General features: G+C 56.0%; 13 protein-coding genes and 1 tRNA gene. 6 read left to right on the forward strand and 8 right to left on the reverse strand.

Annotated elements, in window-relative coordinates:
* Positions 1–32 precede the first annotated feature (32 nt).
* Genes ACR0JX_RS12295 through ACR0JX_RS12305 form a run of 3 tightly spaced genes read right to left on the reverse strand, consistent with a single transcriptional unit; the run spans position 33 to position 4,219 of the window.
* On the reverse strand, positions 33–1,781 hold the full coding sequence (locus ACR0JX_RS12295) for a dynamin family protein (protein WP_480544081.1): 1,749 nt from the start codon (positions 1,779–1,781) through the stop codon (positions 33–35).
* 8 nt (positions 1,782–1,789) lie between these two features.
* Positions 1,790–3,802 (reverse strand): dynamin family protein, encoded by a 2,013-nt coding sequence (locus ACR0JX_RS12300; RefSeq protein ID WP_480544082.1) that lies wholly within the window; start codon positions 3,800–3,802, stop codon positions 1,790–1,792.
* Positions 3,803–3,805: 3 nt separating this feature from the next.
* On the reverse strand, positions 3,806–4,219 hold the full coding sequence (locus ACR0JX_RS12305) for a hypothetical protein (RefSeq protein WP_480544083.1): 414 nt from the start codon (positions 4,217–4,219) through the stop codon (positions 3,806–3,808).
* A 748-nt stretch (positions 4,220–4,967) separates the two neighbouring features.
* On the opposite strand from ACR0JX_RS12305, the gene ACR0JX_RS12310 reads away from it, so the two are divergent.
* Positions 4,968–5,052 (forward strand) — tRNA-Leu (locus ACR0JX_RS12310).
* Positions 5,053–5,084: 32 nt separating this feature from the next.
* Here ACR0JX_RS12310 and ACR0JX_RS12315 read toward each other — a convergent pair.
* Entirely contained in the window at positions 5,085–7,136 is a 2,052-nt protein-coding gene (locus ACR0JX_RS12315) for a dockerin type I domain-containing protein (RefSeq protein ID WP_480544085.1), read from the reverse strand.
* A gap of 226 nt (positions 7,137–7,362) precedes the next feature.
* On the opposite strand from ACR0JX_RS12315, the gene ACR0JX_RS12320 reads away from it, so the two are divergent.
* The 5 genes from ACR0JX_RS12320 to ACR0JX_RS12340 all read left to right on the forward strand — a co-directional run bounded on the left by ACR0JX_RS12320 (position 7,363) and on the right by ACR0JX_RS12340 (position 16,836).
* Positions 7,363–11,193: an Ig-like domain-containing protein gene (locus ACR0JX_RS12320; protein WP_480544086.1), complete on the forward strand. Its 3,831-nt coding sequence runs from the start codon at positions 7,363–7,365 to the stop codon at positions 11,191–11,193.
* A 62-nt stretch (positions 11,194–11,255) separates the two neighbouring features.
* Positions 11,256–12,080 (forward strand): SapC family protein, encoded by an 825-nt coding sequence (locus ACR0JX_RS12325; RefSeq protein WP_480544087.1) that lies wholly within the window; start codon positions 11,256–11,258, stop codon positions 12,078–12,080.
* Positions 12,067–13,401, forward strand: coding sequence for a TolC family protein (locus ACR0JX_RS12330; RefSeq protein WP_480544088.1), 1,335 nt, complete (start codon positions 12,067–12,069; stop codon positions 13,399–13,401). Before ACR0JX_RS12325 ends, ACR0JX_RS12330 begins: the two co-directional genes overlap by 14 nt.
* Positions 13,398–15,542 (forward strand): type I secretion system permease/ATPase, encoded by a 2,145-nt coding sequence (locus ACR0JX_RS12335; RefSeq protein WP_480544089.1) that lies wholly within the window; start codon positions 13,398–13,400, stop codon positions 15,540–15,542. The genes ACR0JX_RS12330 and ACR0JX_RS12335 overlap by 4 nt, the downstream gene beginning before the upstream one ends.
* Positions 15,526–16,836, forward strand: a complete 1,311-nt coding sequence (locus ACR0JX_RS12340; protein ID WP_480544090.1) for an HlyD family type I secretion periplasmic adaptor subunit — start codon at positions 15,526–15,528, stop codon at positions 16,834–16,836. Before ACR0JX_RS12335 ends, ACR0JX_RS12340 begins: the two co-directional genes overlap by 17 nt.
* 24 nt (positions 16,837–16,860) lie before the next feature.
* Here the strand turns inward: ACR0JX_RS12340 and ACR0JX_RS12345 are convergent, their stop codons facing one another.
* The 4 genes from ACR0JX_RS12345 to ACR0JX_RS12360 all read right to left on the reverse strand — a co-directional run bounded on the left by ACR0JX_RS12345 (position 16,861) and on the right by ACR0JX_RS12360 (position 22,954).
* The gene (locus tag ACR0JX_RS12345) at positions 16,861–17,562 is read right to left on the reverse strand and encodes a response regulator transcription factor (protein WP_480544091.1); all 702 of its coding nucleotides are present in this window, start codon (positions 17,560–17,562) and stop codon (positions 16,861–16,863) included.
* Positions 17,562–19,457, reverse strand: coding sequence for a hybrid sensor histidine kinase/response regulator (locus ACR0JX_RS12350; protein WP_480544092.1), 1,896 nt, complete (start codon positions 19,455–19,457; stop codon positions 17,562–17,564). Before ACR0JX_RS12350 ends, ACR0JX_RS12345 begins: the two co-directional genes overlap by 1 nt.
* A gap of 56 nt (positions 19,458–19,513) precedes the next feature.
* Positions 19,514–21,046 (reverse strand): sulfatase-like hydrolase/transferase, encoded by a 1,533-nt coding sequence (locus tag ACR0JX_RS12355; RefSeq protein WP_480544093.1) that lies wholly within the window; start codon positions 21,044–21,046, stop codon positions 19,514–19,516.
* A gap of 72 nt (positions 21,047–21,118) precedes the next feature.
* On the reverse strand, positions 21,119–22,954 hold the full coding sequence (locus ACR0JX_RS12360; RefSeq protein ID WP_480544094.1) for a carbamoyltransferase family protein: 1,836 nt from the start codon (positions 22,952–22,954) through the stop codon (positions 21,119–21,121).
* Position 22,955 lies beyond the last annotated feature (1 nt).

Below are 22,955 nucleotides of genomic sequence, written 5' to 3' on the forward strand. Positions count from 1 at the left end.
GCTAATAGCCGGTTATCCGGATTTGGTTTCGATTACAAGACATGCCATTCCATCCCGCTGTTTTCGTTGGATTTAGGGATCGAACGCAACGCTTCGTTGGTCTGTTTTTCACTATGCTCGGAAGATATCTGATCGAATTCCTTGAGGAATGCATGGAACACTCTCATCAACTCGCGCGGGTCATCGGGCAGAACTTCGTTTTTGGTGACTTCAGTCCACATCGCCAAAGCGCTCAGCGATGTGCCAGGATGATCTTCTGAAAGCGCGTCCAGCTCAACAACTTGCGGCTCGGCGGTTTCTTGAGGGGCAGTGGCAGAAGACAGTTCGACCAACCCGTGTGTTTCGGGCTCGGGTTCATACTCATCTGACGTTGCCTCGTGCTGCTCCGCCATCAATGCTGCAATGGAAGAGGTCGTTGCCTCGCTTACGTGATCTTCGGCTTCCAGAGGTTGTTCAACTTCAATTTCTTCAGACGTGTCTTGCGTCTCATGAAGCGAAGTGCTCAGCGATGTAAGCACATCGTCAGATTCAGATTCGTCTGTTGGATCTGACGATCCAACCTCAGCATCCGAGACGATAAGGATGTTTTCGACCTCATCATCAGTGTCTTCATCCTCCAGAAGGTCGTATTCGTCGATCTCAGATGTCTGATCCGAAACCGCATCAAATTCCATTGGATCTTTGGCGGTATCTCGGAAATACGCGCGCAGTTCGTCCTCTTTTGTCTCTGAATCCTGGGGGCGTTCCTCAGATTCAGGTGTCATCTCGGCCCGTAAGCGATCTGCTTCGGCAGAGTCGATACGAGGGCGCTCGTCCTCTTCAGCACGTCTTTCAACACGCGCTGGACGGACGGGGAAGCTGGTTACCACAGAGTTGTCGCCGTCCGGTTCGTCCACGGGATTCACCAGTTTCAGAGGTGCCGGTGTCTCGGCATCTGGTCGGGTCGCCGTGGGGGACTCGGTGTTTCTTGAAGGCCGCAACGGCTGAACCTTAGGCCCGTCTGAAAGGCCTTTGTCGATCTGATACCGCGCAAGTTGATCTGCTCTTCGGTCCATGATGTTTTCAGTGATCTCCAGGAAGCTGTCGATCATCTTGCCGCCACCGCTGCGCGACCACATCTCGGCATCACCGGTCTTGTCGCGGGCCTCAATCGCATCACGGGCCGAAAACAAGATTGAGCGATTAAACAGATGACCGGCTTCGCGGTTCACGCGACGCAGCACCTTTTGCCGGTCTTTTTGACCCAGCGCATCAGCTCGGGTGACCAGCAGCAAAGAGTTGTGTTGCAGCCGTTCCGGCAAAGAGACCCAGGTTGCACGCTCGGTTTCACGCCAGGCTTGCGTGGCATGGGTGCACCACAAAACGCCATTGGCCTGACCAACTGCGCGTTGCCAGACATCGGTCGAAATTTTCGGATCGGAAATACCCGGTGTATCGATCAGATCGACCGCTTCTAGAATATCCGCTTCCAGAAAGATGCGAATGAACTGCGCATCATTCACACCTACTGTTTCAAGCTGATCCAATTCGATTAGATCTTTGCTGCCATCATGCCGCTTCACATAGGCTGACTGATTGCCCCAGCTGAACCAGACGGGTGGCAATTGCGTTGCTGTAACCTGCGTTGGCAGCGTATGGGTGCGCAGCAGAAAGTTCATCAGGGTGGATTTCCCGGCGCTGAATTCACCCATAAGGGCGAAAACGGGCTTCCGGCGTGACCATTGCTCGATACGCTCCCATGCCTTGGGGGAAACGAAACGGTTCTGTGTGTCTTTTGCCATTTTTCTTCTCACGCCGCTTCGTTGCTAAGGTTTTTCAGGATGTCGCCCAGAATCTCATCGCGCGACTTCTGCAACTGCAGATTCGCCGCCAGAGCGGGGGCCTGTTTGTTGCCATTCTCCGCTGAGGCCGAAATATTCAGCAGCGTCTCTTTCTGCTCGCGCATGAAATCGGTCAGCCCGGCTCGGACGTTTTCCAGAACCGCTGCGACCTGATTTTCCTCGATATCCTTGGTAATCGAATTCGCTTCGGATGCGATCAATCTTGTGTAATCCGCCGCATAGGCTTCGAAGCCTTTGCGCTTTTGCCACCACCTGCGCCACCATGTGCTTTGTAGGTCCAGCGCAATGGTGCGCCCGATCCCCAAGGGCGGCGGGACACGCGGAACGATGGGGGCTTCGATGCTGAATTCGCCAAGATGGTTACCTAACAGCTTGTGATAGAGCGCTTCCACGTCAGCTGCAGCAGTGGTATAGAGCGCGCCCGCCTCTTTCTTCATCGACCGGGCAAAGCTGAAATAGGCTGCCTTTTGGAGGGTTCGCAAACCCGCCGGATCATAGTGCCAAGTGCCCTCTTCGCCATTCTCCTCGAGATGAGCAATCAACGAGTCGGTGGCGCGTTTGACAAAGTTTGCCTCGGCTGAATTCAAACGCTCGATTACCTTGTCGCGCAGAGCAGCCGTCAGTTCGGCGGCCTTCTTCTCGTACTCGTCTGAAACAGTCGAAATCGCTTCTTCCGGCGAAGCGCCGCCCAGATCGCGAACAACGCCTTCGTTGCCGGATAGGGTTTTGGCAACGGCCGTTGCGCGAATCTGGCTTGCAATATTGCGTGCACGGTGGCGGACGCGATCCAGCAAACGTGCGCCTGCGCCATCTGCTATCCGTTCGTTCATCGCCAGCAGCAAATCAGGAAGCCCGGACAGCGCCCAGATTTTGTCCAAAGAGGCGGCCTGATCGCCAAAGCCCGCCGCTAGATAGAAGGTGTTCAAAACCTTGCGGGATTCATCGGTCAGGATGTCTGGATTGCCTGTCAGAGCGGCCTCGGCCCAGAGTGCGCTGCCAAACACGATGCTCGTATTAGCATCGATATTGTTCTGCTTCAGAGTTTCTTGGATGCGATCGCGTATTTCTGGGACCTGATTGACCGGATCAGCCAGTTCATCAATCCGGTTCACGAACAAAACGATCTGCCGGTTTTCGAACTGCGCAATGATCCGCATCAGCGCCATATCCATCGTGGTCAATGCTTGGCTTGCCGCCAGAACCACCACACAGACCTCGGACCCGCGCAGACTGCGCAGGGTGATCTGCTCACGCACCATGAAGGTATCGTTTACACCAGGTGTGTCACACAGCTTCAGCGAGATCGGATATTGCGGAATATCCATGAATAGTTCCGCGGATTTCGTCACATCTGCAAAACGGCCGGTTTTTGGGTCGATATCCGGGTCGTCTTCGTCGCCCAGACAGACATAGCGCTGAATCAGCTCTTCATCGAAATAGTCATATTGGTGGCTTTGTCCCAGGATCAGATCGAAATGCTTGCCCAGCCGCTCCTCTGATTTGGCTTTCATTTCGGCGACCTGACGGCGGATGTCTTCCATCTCATCATCTGCACCGGCGCGATTGGCCAATTCACCAAGGCGTCCACCGCCAACCATCAGGTTGTCCCATTCTTCTTGCTCGAAGAAGGTGAACTTGGACCGCGTATCGCCCGGTGTCCGGGTGTTGATGTTCAGCGTGGTCACAACCGAAGTCCACGGGTTCACATCCGAGGGCAACAGGGCAGGGCGAGCGGCCAGGATATTCACCAGCGAGGATTTACCCGCTTTGACCTGCCCAACCATCGTGATGCTTGCAGAAAAGTTCTCGATCCGCGTTTTCAGCGTCGCAAGCCGGGCCGTTGACCGCGCATCGGCCACTTCTGTCAATTGGTCGATCTGAGTCGTTAATGACGACATTGCCGACGTCATCGGGGCAAGCGCCTCGTTTCCGACGGACAAAAGGTGGTCGTTGCGCGCCATGTGTTAGCCTCCGGTGCCAGTCGCAGCGATTTGCTGGGCCTGCGAAACGCAGCCTGCGGGCATGTTGGTCAGGGTGTCGATACGGGCGATCAGATCCAGAGCGTTACCCAGAATTTCGGCTTCGTCCCGAGGTGAGATGGTTTCATATGCGTGGGAATCAGCCAGCACCTCAATTGCGCTGAAGCGATCCCCATTTTCGAGGCAGGCCAAACGCCGGCCGGTTGGAAACCCGTCCGATTTCGCTGCGGGCAGGGGCATACGTGCGTTTGCCAGCAGGTAATGTTCACCCGAGTGGGTGCGAAGAGAGATACCAAAGCCTGTATCAGGATAGTCCCGGTTCAAAGACTTCAGCTCACCTATGAAGCTTTCGCGAGCGAAGAAGACGGCCTCTTGCTCGGCAGCGGCGGAGTTGTTCATGCTGGTCACATCAAAGACCCTTGTTACTGGAGTTGAGCGGAAGACTCGTACAGGTGCCAAAACGGCGAAAAGGACTCATTAACTCCTTGGACCAAGAAGCCCGGCCAAGGCGGTGTTATTTTGACGCGAATAAGATATTTTGGTGCTTGAATTGTGGCGTAAATATGAAGTGGCGTGCATAGGAATGCCTCAACCTTGAGGTGTATAGTTAACAGGTGCGCAGTGTTTTTAGGTCTGAAGATTGAGCGAGTGCCGCATTGAGCGCATTTCACAGACAGTTCGTTGCGTTTTTTGAGATCGCGTTAACACTCAGTATTTGCGGCATTAGTTCCGGTGCTGCTGGTGCTGTTCTGTGAGCGATCTGGATTTTTTGCCAATGGCCCGATTGCAGAAAAGGTCGAACTGACAAAGCCAGCTCGACACGATTTGAACTTCGCAGTCCAACCGATACAACGTAAGCGCGTTTTTCCTGCTGATCGAGAAATCTCTGTCTCATCGAGCGAATTGGTACCCAAGATCTACGTCTCGGATCGTGTAAGTCTAATCCCGAAAAATCAGCCTTCCAGCACTCATACTATATGAGCCGAGACATCCCGATGCTGGTGTTTTGCCAGCGACTTTGCCCAAGGGTAGGGAAATCGCGCGAAACCTGCCGATCAAAATCTTGAGCCGGGGTGAATTTTACCTCTCGCGTCCCGAGTAAAGCTTTGTTATGGAGCGCTCCAGTCCGGCACATAGGTGCCCGGTTGCGGGTGTGGCGAAATTGGTAGACGCACCAGATTTAGGTTCTGGCGCCGCAAGGCGTGGGGGTTCAAGTCCCTCCACCCGCACCAATTATATTTAACATAATCATCATTATGAGTATTTATACAGCCTCGAGGTTGCCCAAAAGGATGGATGTCATGTCCGCTTCGATCACGCCATCGATTGCGACAACATCTATTCCCGTATCATAATCGACATTGGACGCGGTGATCCCTGACAAATCTGCACTAGCGTCCAGAAAAACCCATTCGGCTTCATGTGTGGGCGTCTGCCCAACGGCCACTTGCAAGATTGCCAATGCGTCTAGTGCATTGATTCTACCGTCTTGCGTAATGTCCGCAGCGATAAGGTTTTCCGGCGCAGCGGGCCCGAAGGTCGGGTCCAACCCAACCGCGATCCGCAACACTTGCAATGCATCAAGTGCGGTGATCTCGGCACTTGCCGTCGAATAGGATTTGGTGATGTCGAGATGCCCGGAGTAAGTCCCCGAGGGCAGGCCGAGATCGAAATTTCCGTCTTCGTCTGCGGTTGTGGTAATCGGGCTGTTTCCGTCAGGTGTGAATTGAATTTCAGCATCCCCTAGACCCGGATTGCCGGTCTCGGAGCTGATCGAGATATCGCCTTGTATCCCTCCTGAACTGGGTGGTTCGGACACACCAAAATCACTGAAATCAACAGGGATATGGTCGGGGCCGCCAAATCCTGTGCCAAAGATCTCGGTGCTGGTCAGAGGCCCTCCGGTCGAAGAGGTGATGTGGATGACTTCGCCTCGATAGGTGATATCCGCACCGTCTGCCGTGCTGGTAACGGTCAGCTGGGTCGGCGATCGCAGCAGCAAGTAGTCAAATAAATCAAGCCGGTCTGTTCCCGCCTCAAAATCTGTGATGGTTGTAACGCCGCTGCCGGATTGCATCACGAATATATCCGCCCCTGCCCCCCCCGTCATCGTAGTGGCTCCTTCCCCTGCAATCAGGATGTCATCCCCTGCCCCGCCCAGCAGGTTTGCATTCAACACGCCACCGCTGAGCATGTCGTCCAAAGCAGTGCCAGTGACGGTGCCGAAGCCTTCCCGGACATCGCCCAGATTTGCAACGTCGACGGTCAGAAGGTTCACGCCTGCATCAATCTGGCTGGTCGCCAAAATCTGCAGCTCACCCCCGACTTGGGCCACGCTCAGGTTTTCGACATTTTGCAACCCGCTCAGCACCGTGTCCGCGAAACTGTCCATATGGATCAGTTGTCCGTTTGGGCTCATGGTGAAAAGCGTGATGCCATCATCGCCACCGCCAGCGACCACAAAGACCCGCCCGTCGACTTCTATAACCGCGATGTCTTGTACGTCTTGGAACCGGGTGTCCAACGTATCCAGCACATGATCGGACGGCGAAAGTGTACCATCACTGTTCACTCGCATAATGCTGAGCGAGTTGCTGCCCGATCCGGCGACCACGATCCAGGATTCGCCATACGCCTCGACAGTTTCAACCGCAGTTGGTGTCGAAATGCCAAGGGTTGCGATGGCGTCGCTGTTGTCGACCACACTGAGCGTCCCGTTCGCCGGGTCGATGCGATACACAGTGATGCCGTCGCCTACTGCATCTGTTCCAACAATAAACTGCCCGGCACCAGACTGAATTGCCTGCATAGAATCGGCTGTTCCGGTGATGAGCCCGGCGAGCGACAAGCTGCCGTCACCGTTGACGATGTAGGTTCCGATTTGGCCGGTATCTTCATGCGCGAGCGCCAGATAGTTGGTCGAGGCTACAGAGAACTGGGTCACGGCAGACAGATCGCCACCGCCGCTCAACGTTCCGGTTTCCTGCAAATCTCCGACCGTGCCGTCGGTGTTCAGATCATAACTGACAATCCCGGTGGCCGTATCGATATCAAGTACCAGATGATCTGTGCCCGCCAGCGAAACAGGCGTTCCTGTGCCGCCCACCTGAAACATGATCGACCCGCTGTAATACTGGGTATCCACCAGTTGTGGGATTGCGCCGTCAACCAGCCTCCATACCGCGATGCCCCCGGTTGGGCCGGTCAATGTGTAGAGATACGTGTCCCCGTTAAACGTTTTTAAAGCCGTATCGCCGATACCTGAATCGAGCGCCGTGCTTCCCGTTGCAACCAATGTTTCGAATTGCAGCATCATAGTCATCACCCCACCGCCACCCCTGGCGTTGAGCACAAAGATGATCCGATGCCCAGACCGAAACCATAGCAAGAATGTGGTGAAAACGAGGAGTTCGGCTTGAGTTTAGTTCAATTTTTTCGGGTCCGATCGCCGACGCAGTCAAAGGGTAAGACAGATGAGCAAAAGCCTAAACGGTGCGGATTGTCCCCCTTCCAAGATCGCCGGCAATACATGTGAGGGTAAGATGACCAAAGCACCTGAGACCAATACGAATCCTGCAGCGGATCAATCAGAAACGGACCGCTCGCGCCGCATTCGCCAGTGGATAGATCGCAAAATGGGCCGCTGGGCCGGGCGTGGTTTGGCAGGTGGGCTGGGGTCATCTCTGTTGGCGCTGCCCGCGTTTGCTCAGGCCACGATTGAAGAGCTGTATGCCTACCAGTTCGCTGAAACTATTCCCGGCGTGCAATCGGCCAAGCTTCTGAAAAATGGAGATGTTCTTCTCAAGATGACCGATGGGCGCAGCATGATTGTCGCGGCCGAGAATATTCAGGTTCTGGACAGCGGCGCCATCATGATCGCCGAAGCGGCGGTTGCCGAGATCGCGCAGTTCAGCCTGGCTGAAGCGGGCGCTGCTGCTGCAGGCGGTGTCAGTGGGGCTGGAGCGGCCTTGGGCGGTTTGGGCCTGGCGGGGGCCGCCGCCGCTGCTGGTGGCGGTGGTGGTGGCGATGATGCCAGCCCTGCGCCGACCCCAACACCTCCACCTGCTCCAAGCCATCCAAGCCTGAACCTGGCTCAGTTACAGGGAACAACGCTCAGCAGTTCGACCATCAATTCCGTCGCCCCAGCGGGCACCGACAGTGTCGAGATCACCATTGGATCAGTGGTCAAAACCGTGACCCCAGACTCAGATGGGAACTGGAGTGTCTCTTTGACCCCGTCAGAGGCCAGCGGCGTGCCTCAGGGCGTGACGGACATCACCATTCGACATCTCGATGACATGGGGGATGAGCTGTCGGTTGAAACTGTTACTTTCGACGTTGATACAGTACCCCCGACCCTGGCTATCACCAGCTTCTCGGATGGGGCGGTGATGAACACTGCCGAACAAGCAACAGATTTGATCGTCACCGGAACAACCGATGCCGAGGACGGGCAAACTGTCACCGTATCGCTCAATGGTCAGACCTACACAGGCACTGTCTTGGGCGGCAATTGGAGCGTGACTGTCCCGGCTGCTGATCTTGCCTCATTGCCGGATAGCACAACCATATCGGTTACTGCCGACGTTTCGGATGGGGCCGGCAACGCTGCCCCCCAGGCAAGTAGCGGTTTCGATACCGATTTCAGCGCTCCGACCATTTCATTGGACCCTGTCGCTGGCGGTTCGATCGAGCTTATTGATGTCAGCGGTGATTTGACGCTGACGGGCAGCACTAGTGCCGAAGATGGACAAACCGTTACGGTTACGATGGATGGCCAAACCTATTCGGGCACCGCCTCGGGTGGCAGTTGGAGCGTGACAGTCCCGAACGCCGATCTTTTGGGCCTTACAACTGGAACGCCTGTGGCGGTCAGCGTCACCGTTGAAGATGCGGCGGGAAACCCGGCGGTCGCTGCGACGGCTTCGGTGCCTGTTGATATGACGGGCCCGTCGATCAGCATCGCACCTCTTACAATTGGTTCGGTTCTGAACTCGGCCGAGGCCGGGTCGGATTTGACCATTTCCGGCACAACTGGAAATGTGCAGGACGGTCAAACCGTCACCGTCACGCTCGATGGGCAAACCTACGCCGGCACCGTCTCGGGCGGCAGTTGGAGCGTCACTGTTCCAGCCGGTGATCTTGCGGCCCTCGCCGATGGAGGTAGCTTTTCTATCACGGCGGACGTTTCGGATGTTGATGGGCTTGCTGCTCCTCAGGCAGACACGCCCCTCACCAAAGATGCCAGCGCACCCACACTCAGCATCGATAGCTTCTCGGATGGCGCTGTCATGAATGCTTCCGAGCAAGCGACTGATCTGACGATTACCGGCGCAACGTCGGCTGAGGATGGGCAGGTCATTACGGTCGAGCTGAATGGTCAAACCTATACCGGAACTGCCAGCGGCGGCGGCTGGAGCGTCACTGTCCCCACTGGCGATCTGGCAGCATTGTCAGATGCGTCCACCATATCGGTGACAGCTGACGTGTCAGACGCTGCGGGCAACCCAGCCATTCAGGCAACGAACAGCTTTGATACCGATTTCACCGCACCCAGTGTCGCTATTACCAATCTATCTGATGGTGCGGTGATGAATGCGGCTGAACAGGGTACGGATCTGACCATTTCAGGCACTTCAGATGCACCAGACGGGACGGTTGTAACCGTCGAGATAGTGCGGCCCGATGGAACGGTGGATGTCACTGGAACCGCAACCGTGTCCGGTGGCAATTGGACCCTTACCGCACCATCGTCTGATCTGAGCGGGCTACAGCCTGACATCACATATGATGTCACTGCATCCGTAACCGACAGCGCAGGCAATAGAGGTCAAACGAATACCAGCTTTGACACGGACTTCTCCGCACCATCCATCACAATCGATGCCTTGCTTGTGGGAGCGGTTCTAGATGTCACCGAACGTGACAGCGACCTTGCAATCTCTGGAACCACAACCGCCGGGGATGGGCAAACCGTATCCGTCGCATTCGGCGGGCAGACCTATGTCGCCACTGCCTCAGGTGGGACTTGGACAGTCACTGTCCCGACATCTGATCTGGCCGCATTGTCAGACGTGACCAGCTATCCAATCTCGGCCAGCGTTCCGGACAGCGCTGGAAACATTTCTCCTGCGGCAACCACTTCGGTTACGACGGATTTCCGGCCCACGCTGAGCATGCGCGCAATTGGAACGAATGAAGCGATAGCCCTAAGCGATGCGCAAAGCTCTGGCGTGGTTGTCAGTGGCAGCTCAGCGGGTCTTAGCACAGGCCAAGCCGTTGATGTTCTGTTGAACGGCAACTCGGTCGGTACTGCAACTGTTGGCCCGGATGGAACATGGTCGTTGACAGTATCGGCGTCTGAATTTGCGGGTGCCGAAGCGGGTGATGACCTCGACTTCACGGCGCAAGCCATCGTCTCGGGTGGGCCAGATCCGCTGCCTGTTACGACAGAAACAGCAGCCTATGTGCCTGCAGCCTATGTGATTTCCGAGATTGCGCAATCCGGCTCGACGATCACCTTCGCAATCCACGCGGATTCTGATCGGGATATCTCATCTGGTTTGGCCATGACAGCTGAGTTGGAATACGACTCCTCCGTGGTCACGTTCGATGTGAATTCTGACACAGAAAATGGTGAATTCGATCTGTTCTTAGCCAACACCGGACCAGGCGATGTCGTCAGTTTTGCGGGTGCGGCGACGACCTTCACAGACCTGTCCCAACCTTTGGTTACATTCACGATGACTGTACAGGATCCCAACCAGCCGATTGTTTTGACGATCAGGACTCCGGACGGAGGGCCAATGGTGCTGCACCTGGGAACGGATGGTGATGACACGCTGACGGCGTCTGATGTCGATACGCTGGTGCGTGGCGGCGAAGGGGATGACGCGATTGACCTGAACACAGCCGGGCGCGATGTTGTTGTCTTCGAAGCTGACCCGACAATAAACGGCGTTGATACGATCACCGGCTTTACACTTGGTCCGGCAACAGACGTGACGGATGCGTTTATGCTCAGCGGGTTAGATGTCAGCACATTGCGAGGCGACGGAACCGGATTTGAAACCCTGGCAGTTGGTGACGCGTTGGGTCTCGACACTGGCTTTGTCGGTCTGACGACAGTGCTGACCGATCTCACGGCAGCGTCGCTTGAAACGGCTGTCGAAAGCCTCACAGGTGCACAATCTGGCGATGCGCTCTATGTACTGGCGACTGACGGTACAGACAGTGCGTTGATCAGGGTGGACTATTCAGGATCGAGTGACGCGAGTGTTGAAACCGTGGCCATCTTTGACGGGCTCGATGATCTAAGCGCGCTGTCCACCGACAACATCCTGCATACCGATCCAACGGGCGCGACGGCGTAACCCGCCTCGCAGTCATACATTTGGATTCGACTTTTTTAATCAGACAGCGTGAGGGGAATGCTATGCTACAGAACGGCCTGACTCCGGTCACTTTCGAACGGCATGGGCATCGCTTTTGGCGGCGGTTCACATCTTACGAGTTTGCTCGACATCTGACGGAGTGCACTGTTGTAGAAGCGGAAGTCCTGCAGGTTGCCGCCATGTTTCCGATCGCTTTCCGAATGACCCCAGTGGGTTGCCAACCCGTTGCTCTGTTGTCGATGCAGGTCGATTCCACCACTCCTTTTGTCGCCTCAAATGGCACTTGGTTGGCGCGATATTTGCCAACTGCGCTACGATGCCCACCCTTTGGTGCGGGCCCTGCCTCTTCAACCTCAGGGCAACAGTTTCATTTGCTTGTTGATGAAACCATGGGGCTGGTCACCGATAACCCCGATGATGTTCGTTTCTTTGATGATGCAAAGAGGCTGAACTGCGATCTCATCAAAGTAAAATCGTTTCTCTTTCAGCGCGCAGCAGCTGAGCATGAAACGTCGGAGCTGTGTCGCCTGATCCGTGATTTGAATCTACTCTCGCCGCTGGGCGAGGTTTTGAAGGCTGATGGCCCGCATGGTCTTTTTGGCATTCATCTTCAGGCGATACATGGTCTGCGGTCCACTCACCGGGCGCTTTTGAACAATAGCCGAGGCATGCGCCTGATTCATGCGCATCAGGTTTCACTGTCGCACGTGCAGTGGTTGAGACAAATACAGGATCAACTGGCCGATAGATCGCAGCTCCAAACCTCCTCCGAGGTCTCCGGGTTTCTGGATGCTGTCGTGAACGCGCAGCTCGAAGAGTTGCCATTCAACTATGATAAGCAAGGGGACGCTTATGCATATGCTTAAGGCTTTCGCATGCATGTTGGTGTTCGCGCCCCTGGTTTCAGGGTGTCAGCAACCGCCCGGGCTGTCTGGAATCCAGGTTTCATTCTCCAGCGGAACAGCTGGTGCCGGCGCAACGCCGCCTGCTCAAACGCTGACCCAAAGTGCATTTGGCCGCAAGATCCGTCAGGCTGTTGAAACAAGCCCGAACCTTGCTCAGAGTGAAACAAGACTGGAGGCCGCAGCGGCAGAACAGGATGCCGCCAAAGGCGCTTTTCTGCCGCAGGTCTCACTGGGCATCAACGCCCGGTCTGAGCGCGTAGACTCCGATGTCTCAGATGTGTCGCCCTACCTTCGCGTTTCGCAACTGGTCTACGATGGCGGTGCGGCATCAGGTGAGCTGGCTGCCGCCGAAGCCCGTGTTTACGAAAGCCGAGGGGATCAATTGCAGACTGCGGCTGCAACTGCTTTGTCCGCGATCGAAGCCTATGTCGTTGTTTTGGACAGACGCAAGATCCAAGGGATCAACGCGCAGAACGTAGCAGCGCATGAAAAGCTGGTACGGCAGATATCGGATCGAACTGCCAGCGGGGCAGGCTCTAATGCCGATCTGCTGACTGCACGCTCACGTATGGCGGATGCTCAAACCCGTTACGCCGATGCGATTGCGCAGGTCGACCGCGCCGAAGCGCGCTATCGCGAAGTGTTTGATTCCGCACCAGACGCCCTTCCGCAACCAATCCCTGCTCCGAACCTGACCCGAAGTGATGCCCAAATCGTCATGAGCAGCCCTCAGGTGCGTCGCGCTGATGCAAGCCTGGTGGCTGCAAAGGCTGAATGGAGCGCAGCTCAGGCCCGCAGGCAGCCTGATATCCGAGTGGCGGCTTTCGCCAATCAAGATACTGATCGGGATGCCAATTTCGGTGTGGACTTGTCGTTTAATTACGAACTTGACAGTACCGGCCAAAGACGCGCGGCAATCGCCGCCGCGCACGCGCGGGTGAAGGACGCCCAATTCTCCCGCGAGGCGCTGATCCGCGAAATAACCCGAGAGCTTGGGTTTATCCGTTCTGATCAAAAAGCCGGTGCTGAAAGACTTCGGGCCGCAAAATTGGCAGTGCAGGCCAACGCTGAAAGTGTCGAAGCCGCTCGTGCACAATTTACTATCGGGCGGCGCAGCCTGATTGAAATTCTGGACGCTCAACGGGACTTTGTGAACGCGCAGGAGAGGTTAATCTTGGCTGAACAGAGCTTTTTTCTAACCAACTATGCCGCATTGAGCCTGACAGGTGATATCCTTGATCTGCTTGGCTTATCGGTCGGTACCTGGAGCGCCCAGCAATGACGGCAGGTTCCCCATCTTCCGATATTCAAATCTCAGCTTATGAAGCCTGTTTTTTGAACATCGCCAGCAGCCTTGAACGGCCAGTTACGCTCGCCGCTTTGCAGGCTGCTCAGTCGGGTGTGGATGGAGATTTGACCGTTCGGGACATTCTTGCGTTGGCGCAAAACACAGGGTTGCAGGCCGGATATGGAGCACGGCCGTTGAAAGATTTTGACGATGCTCTGGTTCCCGCGATGCTTTTGCTGGATGGTAATAAGGCCGTCACCTATCACGGCCGCGCGCCCGGTGGGGAGATGTTGATCTTTGATCCCGAGATCGGCAGTGGCCTCTGCGAGATATCTGAATCAGAACTCAGCGACGTCTATGCGGGCTTTGCGATCCTGTTTCGCCGAGATCATAAGGCCGAAGTCACTAATGATGGGCAAGTTCGAAGCGGCCACTGGTTTTGGTCTGCGCTATCTGCCAACCGCTGGTCCTATGTCCAAGTGGCACTGGCCGCCGCGCTTGCCAACCTGCTGGGCCTTGCGACATCCGTGTTCATCATGGTGGTTTATGACCGCGTCCTTCCGAACGAAGCAACCGAGTCGCTGATCGCTCTGACCTTTGGCGTCGGTATTGCTCTTGTTTTCGATTTCGTACTCAAGCTTCTGAGGGCTGGCTTTATCGATCGCGCGGGCCAAAACGCTGATATGTTCATGGGGCGCCGTGTCTTCGATCAGTTGCTGAATATTCAGATGAAATCGCGCACAGGCTCGACCGGGGCGATGACCAGCACGGTGCGTGAGTTTGAAACCCTCCGAGAGTTCTTTACCTCGGCAACATTGGTTGCCGTTGTAGATTTACCCTTTATCGCGCTGTTCATCTTCGTGATTTATCTGGTCGGCGGCGATTTGGCCCTGGTCCCGGCCCTTGCTGTACCGGTTGTTTTGCTGGCTGGTCTTGTGGTTCAGCCGATCCTGTCGCGTATGGCCGAGAAAAGCCTGGCGGATGGTCAATCCAAACAATCGGTGTTGGTTGAGGCGGTTTCGGGCCTCGAGACGATCAAAACAACCTCTGCCGGTCGACAAATGCGCAATCGGTGGGAGCAGGCGATCGAACGACAATCCGCCCATGGCGCGCGCAGTCGCGCCGTGACCCAGTTTGCCTTGAATTTGACAGGCTTTACGCAGCAGGCAGCGCAGGTTCTGATAGTATTCTATGGCGTGTTTCTGATCACCGAAGGTCAGGCCAGCATGGGTGCGCTTGTGGCTTCGGTCATGCTGACGGGGCGTGCTTTGGCCCCGTTGGGACAGCTGGCCCAAACCCTGACCCGCGTCAATCAGGCACGCAGCGCCTATCGCAATTTGGATGCCTTGATGCAGGCCGAAAGTGAGCGTCCTGAAGGCCGAAGCTGGATCACGAGGGCGGGTTTCAAGGGGGCCATTTCGTTCAGCAACGTGCACTTCACCTATCCAGATCAGAATGAAGACACTCTGAACGGTGTATCTTTTACGATCAAACCAGGTGAAAAGGTGGCTATCCTGGGTCAAATCGGATCGGGCAAAAGCACAATCGCCAGGCTGTTGTTGGGTCTCTATTCGCCGCGGGTCGGGTCGGTCATGCTGGATGGGCTGGATATTCGCCAGATTGATCCGGGCGACCTGCGGCGTAATATCGGCTCAGTCCTTCAGGATATCTGGCTGTTTTCAGGCACTGTTCGGGACAACATTATAAGCGGCGCGATTAGACCGCGTGACGAGGACTTGATTGCGGCTGGCCGCGCTTCGGGCGTTGAGGATTTTGTCGCCCGACATCCCAGTGGCTATGATCAACAATTGGCTGAACGAGGCGAAGGGCTGTCGGGTGGTCAGAAACAGGCGATAGCGTTGGCGCGGGCCCTGATTGGTCGGCCTCCGGTTTTGTTGCTGGATGAACCAACCAGCGCGATGGATGTCAAAACCGAAGCGCAGGTGATCCAGCGTTTGAAGGCGGCAACGACAGACACCACAGTCGTGGTGGTGACCCATAGAACCAGCCTGCTGGAACTGGTCGACCGTGTCATAGTGATCGAAGGCGGGAAAATCGGTGCGGATGGCCCCAAAAGCCTGCTGACCCAACACGCGCGCAGATCAGGAAGGCATCTAAATGTCGCGGCATCCTGATCTGAGTCAGCTCGCACGTGAGATGCAGGGGCGGGCACCGCTGCAAGGTTCGCTGTTGTTGCTGGTTATTTTGGCCTGTTTGTTGAGCGCGGGTGCTTGGGCCTACCTTACAGAACTGGATGATGTCACCCGCGTGGATGGCCGGATTGTGCCATCGGGGGATGTGCAGGTGATCGAAGCAACGGAACCAGGAGTTTTGCAGGTTTTGCATGTGCGCGAGGGTGAGTTGGTTGATCAGGGTGCTGTGTTGATGGAGCTGGATACCACCCAGATTGACAGCCAATTGAGCCAGGAACAACAACGTGCCTATGGCCTTATGGCGCGGGTTCAGCGCTTGCAGGCTGAAATTGATGGAACAGAGCTGAGCTTTGACACAACTCTCATAAAAGGCGCGCCAAATGTCGTGCGTTCGGAAACTGCGCTCTATCAGGGGCGGCAAGCTGAACTCAGCGCCGAGATTGCCATTCTGGAGCGGCAGAGACAGCAACGGCAGCGGGAATATGAAGAGGGGTTGGTTGATCAGGTTACCGCTGATGAAACTCTGAAGGTGCTGGCTGAAGAGCGGGCCATTATGGCTCCGTTGGTTGAACAGCGCATGGAACCCGCGACCACACTGTTGGCCTTGCGCCGTAGCGAGGCTGAGTGGCAAGGCCACAAGGTACGTGCCGAGGCAGTGACCAACCGCTTAAAGACGGGCCTCGAGGAAATCGATGACCGAATAAAGGCCACACGCAGCCGTTTTCGGACCGCAGCATTAACGGATTTGGCCCTCGCGACCGCCGAGCTTGCGGCACTTGAGCCTGCCCTGCCCGCTTTGCGCGACCGCGCCCTCCGCGCGCAGGTGAAATCGCCGGTCCGGGGAATAGTGAATCGGATACATCGAACAACAATTGGTGGGCTGGCCCGAAGTGGCGAAGACCTGATTGAGATTGTGCCATTGGACGATAGTTTGCTGGTCGAAGCCTATGTCAAACCCGATGATATCGCGTTCCTGCGCGCGGGCCAGCCGGTAAAGGTGAAGATCACCGCCTATGACTTCGCACGTTATGGCGGGTTGGACGGTGAAATCCTGCGCATCGGTGCAGATACTATCACCCGATCCCAGCGGAATGATGAAGAGGTGTTCGTGGTCGAGATCCGCACCAGCAATACAATGCTCGACGGGCAAGGAATTGCTGTTGAGATCATCCCCGGCATGATTGCAGAGGTGGACATTTTGTCGGGGAAGAAATCGGTGTTGGACTACATCCTGCAGCCTGTTGTGAAAATCAAAGATCGGGCCCTGCGCGAGTAACTGTAGTTATCCGAGTGATGCTGCCTATTTCCAAACAACATCTCCCAGAAAGATGTATCCTGCCCCGTATATCGTCTTGATCAAGCGCGGGTTTTTAGGGTCTTCACCAAGCTTGGTTCGTAGCCTTGAGATACGCACATCCATGGCGCGGTCGAAGCTGTCCCCGGCTGCGCCACCCAGGGAGTCCTGCATTTGTGCACGGCTGATCAGGCGTTTGGGGCTTTCCAGAAATAGGCGCAAAACCTCACCTTCGGCGTGGCTGAACGGTGTTTCGGCCCCGGATTGGTCCTTCAGAAGATACCGATCAAAATATGCTGTCCACCCGTTGAACTCGGCGAGATTGGTGTTCGAGGTTTGACCGCGCGGTGCGCGTAACCGCGCGCGAATACGCGCCACAACCTCTGTTGGATCAAAGGGTTTGGTGATGTAGTCATCCGCTCCCAATTCCAGCCCGGCCACGCGATCCTGAACTTGCGCGCGGCCCGACACAATGATCACGGCCGCACCTTGTTCCAGCGCCAATCGGTGTACCAGGGCCAGGCCATCCGTATCCGGCAGGGATAAATCCACCAAGCAGACGTCAGGTGTGATCTGGTTCAGTGCGGCCTCGAACTCGCGGGCCCGGGAATAGCTTTGGGTTCGAAACCCAGCCTCTTCCAAAGCATCAGTCAGGATATGCCGAATCTCGGGTTCATCATCCAATATCGTTACCAAAGGCTGGGTCATCAGGCGGCCTCAGTTCGGACAAGGGCGGATAACTGTGCCTTGGAAAAGGGTTTGCTCAGCACAGGCGCCATGGCCAATGCCTGTCGGTGCAGAGGATCGGTATATGGTAATGATGTCATGAGTATGCAGGGCAAGCGAGATTTGAGTTGCGATAACAGATCAAGCCCGGTTGCTGTGCCCTCAAGTCGAATGTCGGACAGCACCATGACAATACCTTCAACGTTCTCGGTCAGAGCCAGTGCCTCATCTGTCGAGGTCGCCTCAATCACAGAAAAGCCAAGGTCGATCAGCATGTCCCGGAATTGGCCGCGCAGATCGTCACTGTCTTCCACCAATAGCACAAGCCCCTCTTGCGCGGGGGGTGCTGGGCGGTAGGGCAAGCGCAAGATCACCGATGCGCCTGAGGGCGTATTGCGCAGGTTCAGGTCACCGCCCGCCAGCTTTACGGTGTCATAAACCATCGGCAAACCAAGGCCCGATCCATCACTGCCTTTCGTTGTGAAAAAGGGGTTCAAAGCCTTCTCCAGTGCCTCAGACGAAAAGCCAGAACCGGTATCGGAAACTGTGATTTCGATCCAGATATCGCCGATTGCATGTGCACTGATCGTCACCTGCCCGGTTGTGCCACAAGCATCGCGTGCGTTCAGAACAAGGTTCAACAGCGCATCCTGAAGCATCCCTGGATCGAGCATAAGCGCCTGATCCGGCAAAGTATTCACGACCGATAGCCCAACACCGCGTGGCAAAGACGGGGTGGCCACTATCCGCAAATCCTCGAGCAAGCGGCGCAGATCGGTGGCTTTCGGCTGAGGTGTGCGATGGCCGGTCATATCCGCAATCCGGTTCAACAACTGACCACCACGCCGCGCTGTTTTTTGGGTTGCGGCGATCAGCGCATGTGCGTCTTCTGGCAACGCCATCTTGTCGAGCTGGGATTGCATGCCCAGGATGATTGTCAGCAGGTTGGAAAAATCATGCGCTAGGCCATTTGTCATCTGTGCAGCCATTTCACGGCGGCGGGTTTGTTGCAGGGCGACACGGGCTTGGGTTTCTTCGGTGATATCTACCGACATCACATAAACGCCCCCTGCCCCGTCAGGTGTGAAAGACACGCGGATGCGGCGCGAGTCTTGATCTTCGGTGAACTCGAACACCGATGTTTTGCCGTTGTAGGCATTTTGCAGGTGAGCACTGACCCGGGCAAAGGCGTTTGCCCCCAGCGCTTCAGATATGTGAAGGCCCAAAATCTCAGATGGTCGCCCCGGCATGACAGAACTGAGCCGCCGGTTCGAGTAATCATATCGCCCCTCGCTGTTCAGATGCGCGATATGGGCCGGCATCATCTCGGTCGTCAGACGAGTCCGGGCTTCGATCTCGGTCAGCTCGCGCTTGGCTTCTTCCAGCGCGGTGATGGTTGCTGCCAGTTTCCGGTTGGTGGCCGAAAGCTCTTCGGCATGGGTAAGCAGCTGGCCTGACAATTCCTCGGACCGCGCGCGCAGCAGGTTTTCGGCGCGTTTTGCGCTGGTTATGTCTGTATAGACTGCCACCCAACCACCCTGAGGCAGCGGTGCGCCTTCGATCGAGATCACCTGACCATTTGCACGCTCGCGCTCCATGTAATGTGGCTCGAACGCCAGCGCCTGTTCGACACGCACTTCGACCATGTCATCGACACTTCCCTCGTCACCGTACTCTCCACGGCTCGCCAGAAAGTGGATTGTGTCCCGAAACAACGCGCCAGGTTGCACCAGTGCATCGGGAAGGTCGAACATTTCTTGAAACCGTCGGTTGCTAAGGACCAGGCGCAACTGGCTGTCATAGATGGAAAGCGCCTGGCCGATCAGGTTCAGCCCGGCGGTTGTCATCGCCTTGATCCGTTGTTCGGTGATGCGCAAATTCACCCTCCCCTATTCTACCCGTAGCACCTGACGACCAGCAGGTGTAGAGGGGATCAATGCCGCATGCGCATCTTGGGCCCATCGGGCGTATTGGAATGCAGTGACAGTGTGTGGTCCATGTTCCGCATCCGATGGCGCAACATCTGCCTACAAAGGCGCGCAAGGTCAGCCGCATAGGTGGGATTTTCTGCGACGTTCTCGAATTCACCTTTCCCTTGATGATCGAACAAAAGCGGCGGCAAATCGGCGGCAAATTCAACCAGGGTAAAGCGGTCATCGCGCAGGATACCCAGACAGGACTCGCTGTTTTTGGTGCCAAGACGTTGTTGCCATGGGGTCGGGTTTTCCGGCTCAGCAAAATCCAGTTCGCTGAATGAGTAACCCCTCCAATCTTTGGGCACTTCGCCTTGCAACAGGGGGGTCAGAGACCGGCCGTCCATCTCATTTGGGATCGATTGCCCAGCCCAATGCAGGATCGTTGGTGTGATGTCGATGGATTCCGTTGGCACGGTGATTTCGGCCCCAGCCTGCGCCTGATTGCCGGGCATCCGGATCATCAGCGGCGTATGATACGCCGCATCATAGACAGTCATCTTGCCCCAACTGTGACGGTCGCCCAGCATCTCACCATGATCGGCGGTGATAACGATCAGAGTGTCGTCATATTGCCCGCTGTCTTTCAGATACTGAACGACGCGGCCAATGTGATGGTCGACCTCGGTCGCCAACCCAAAATAGATCGAGCGCAGGATCTGAATATTCTCGTCTGTCGACTCGACCTCATCGAAACCGTGAACAAAATCAACTGCTTTGTAGAGGTCGAGGTTCGGATCAAAAAACGGGTGCTGCGCTTTTTCGGCCTCGGGTGTCCCCAATCGCCGCGGCAAAGGCAAAGTGACGGGGTCATACATCCGATTGTAGGGTGCCGGTGCAACAAGCGGTGGATGCGGGCGGATATAGGTTAGATGCGCAAACCAGTTCTGATCTTGGTAAGGCGCGATGCCGTCGAGAAACGCGTCGGTCAGAAAGGCAGTGTCGCTGTCCTCAGCGCGATAGAGCGCTGGGTCATTCAGCTTTGGCGCCTCCCCAGAGGGTGAAACCGGTTTATAGACATCCATATAGGTGTCGAACGCATAGCCCTGTTTCATCAGATGCGCGCGCCAGGGATAGGATTCTTCCAGCCGCATCTCAACGATCTCAAGAAATCCATCCATTGATTGCTCATAGGATTTTAGCACCGGGTCATTCACATCGTGAACACGCGGGTCTGCCGAGGTGTCGGTGTAGCCGAACAGCATTGGCATATAGCCTGCTTTGCGCATCTCGGTGGCGATGTTGGGAATGTCATGGCGCAATGGCGTGCCATTGCGGACAGATCGGTGGTTCATCGAGTATTGCCCGGTGAGCAACGAAGCGCGTGATGGGCCGCAGGGATTTGTCACAGAGTAGTGACGTTTGAACGAGACAGATTCGTTCATGAACGCGCACAGATGCGGTAGATCAACATGATCTGCCAACGCGCCGAACAAGCAATCTGCCCGTAGCTGATCGATGATAATGAACAGAACTTTTCCGGCCTGGCCCATGTCGCGCACTCCGAATCCGCACCCGAGTTTCAGGTGCGGACTGTGTCGCGGAACGGCTACCCTCGCAAGGGTTTAGTCCAGTTCGTACTTGGTCTCGTAGTTTTCCTTGAGCGCGGGGTCCTGATCTTCTTTGCGCAACAGGCAGTTGCCGATCGACAGGACCTCGATATCGGTGCCCATGAAACAGCGGAACGCATCCGTGGGCGTGCAGACAATTGGCTCACCCCGCACGTTGAACGAGGTGTTCACCACCAGCGAGCATCCGGTCAGGTCTTTGAACTTCGAGATCAGCGCGTGATAGGCCGGGTTCGTGTCTTCATGCACTGTTTGGATACGGGCAGAATAGTCCACGTGCGTCACAGCCGGAATATCCGACCGTTTGACGTTCAGCTTGTCGATGCCAAACAGGGCATTTTCCTCATCCGTCATCTTGCGGCGGATTTTGTCCTGAACATCGGCCACGATCAGCATATAGGGGCTGTCGCCATCCAGCTCGAACCAGTCGGCTACGTCTTCGCGCAGAACAGATGGTGCAAATGGGCGGAAGCTTTCGCGGTATTTGACCTTCAGGTTCAAGGTCTTCTGCATCGACTCGGATCGTGGATCGCCTAGGATTGAGCGCGCGCCCAAGGCGCGTGGTCCAAACTCCATCCGGCCTTGGAACCAACCAACAGCCTTACCGTCCGCCAATGCCTGCGCGGTTTGGTTAACCAACTCACCGTTTTCGTAAGTGGTGAATTTGGCTCCGACACGGGTCAGTTCATCGGCGATTGCGCCATCTTCGTAACGCGGGCCAAGATATGACCCCTGCATCTGATCGCCTGGAGTGACCTGACGCGGATTGCCCAACTCCTGATGCCAGGCTGCATAGGCCGCCCCCAGAGCCCCGCCGGCATCACCGGCAGCAGGCTGCACCCAGACATTGTCAAACGCACCATCGCGCAGGATTTTGCCATTGGCCACGCAGTTCAGTGCCACGCCGCCCGCCATGCACAGATTACGGATACCGTGTTCCTGCGCCAGATTGCGGGTGATGCGCAGCATGATTTCTTCGGTCACGGCCTGCACGGATGCGGCGATGTCCATATGGAACTGTGTCAGCTGATCGGTTTCAGGTTTGCGCACGGGATGGCCGAACAGGTCCTCCAGCGCTTTGTTGGTCATGGTCAGACCGGCTGTATAGTTGAAGTATTTCTGATTGAGGCGGAATGAGCCGTCCTCTTTCAGGTCGACCAGATGTTCAAGGATCAGGTCCTTAAATTGCGGCACGCCATAAGGTGCCAAACCCATGACCTTGTATTCACCGGAATTCACCTTGAAGCCGGTGTAGTAGGTGAAAGCAGAATAAAGCAGCCCCAGCGAGTGTGGGAAGTGCAGCTCTTTCACCATCGTCAGTTCGTTGCCGCGCCCAATCCCGACGGTTGTGGTGGCCCATTCGCCAACACCGTCTACGGTTAGAACAATCGCTTCGTCGAAGGGCGAGGGATAATAAGCGCTGGCGGCATGGCTGACGTGGTGTTCCGAAAACAAAATCTTGTCGACGGTGAAATCGGGATCAATCCTACGAAGCTGTTTGTTCAGCAAATCCTTCAGAAACAGCTTTTCCCGCAGCCAGACCGGCATCGCCATTCGGAACGAGTTGAAACCGCGTGGAGCAACGGCGATGTAGGTTTCGATCAGGCGTTCGAATTTTAGAAACGGTTTGTCATAGAAGACAACATTGTCCACGTCCGCCAGGGTGATCCCTGATTCGGCCAGTACGTATTCAATCGCCTTTTCCGGGAATCCAGGGTCATGTTTCTTGCGGGTAAAGCGTTCTTCCTGCGCGGCGGCAATGATCTTGCCGTCGCACAGCAGTGCTGCTGCGCTGTCATGATACAGCGCGGAAATGCCCAAAATGTAGGTCATG

The sequence above is a fragment of the Ruegeria sp. AH7 genome, from assembly GCF_056541325.1.

What these genes read in the sequence shown, in the direction of transcription:
- ACR0JX_RS12295 (WP_480544081.1), bottom strand. Translation starts at nt 1,781, where the DNA reads ATGGCAAAAGACACACAGAACCGTTTCGTTTCCCCCAAGGCATGGGAG.
- ACR0JX_RS12300 (WP_480544082.1), bottom strand. Translation starts at nt 3,802, where the DNA reads ATGGCGCGCAACGACCACCTTTTGTCCGTCGGAAACGAGGCGCTTGCC.
- ACR0JX_RS12305 (WP_480544083.1), bottom strand. Translation starts at nt 4,219, where the DNA reads ATGAACAACTCCGCCGCTGCCGAGCAAGAGGCCGTCTTCTTCGCTCGC.
- ACR0JX_RS12315 (WP_480544085.1), bottom strand. Translation starts at nt 7,136, where the DNA reads ATGATGCTGCAATTCGAAACATTGGTTGCAACGGGAAGCACGGCGCTC.
- ACR0JX_RS12320 (WP_480544086.1), top strand. Translation starts at nt 7,363, where the DNA reads ATGACCAAAGCACCTGAGACCAATACGAATCCTGCAGCGGATCAATCA.
- ACR0JX_RS12325 (WP_480544087.1), top strand. Translation starts at nt 11,256, where the DNA reads ATGCTACAGAACGGCCTGACTCCGGTCACTTTCGAACGGCATGGGCAT.
- ACR0JX_RS12330 (WP_480544088.1), top strand. Translation starts at nt 12,067, where the DNA reads ATGCATATGCTTAAGGCTTTCGCATGCATGTTGGTGTTCGCGCCCCTG.
- ACR0JX_RS12335 (WP_480544089.1), top strand. Translation starts at nt 13,398, where the DNA reads ATGACGGCAGGTTCCCCATCTTCCGATATTCAAATCTCAGCTTATGAA.
- ACR0JX_RS12340 (WP_480544090.1), top strand. Translation starts at nt 15,526, where the DNA reads ATGTCGCGGCATCCTGATCTGAGTCAGCTCGCACGTGAGATGCAGGGG.
- ACR0JX_RS12345 (WP_480544091.1), bottom strand. Translation starts at nt 17,562, where the DNA reads ATGACCCAGCCTTTGGTAACGATATTGGATGATGAACCCGAGATTCGG.
- ACR0JX_RS12355 (WP_480544093.1), bottom strand. Translation starts at nt 21,046, where the DNA reads ATGGGCCAGGCCGGAAAAGTTCTGTTCATTATCATCGATCAGCTACGG.
- ACR0JX_RS12360 (WP_480544094.1), bottom strand. Translation starts at nt 22,954, where the DNA reads ATGACCTACATTTTGGGCATTTCCGCGCTGTATCATGACAGCGCAGCA.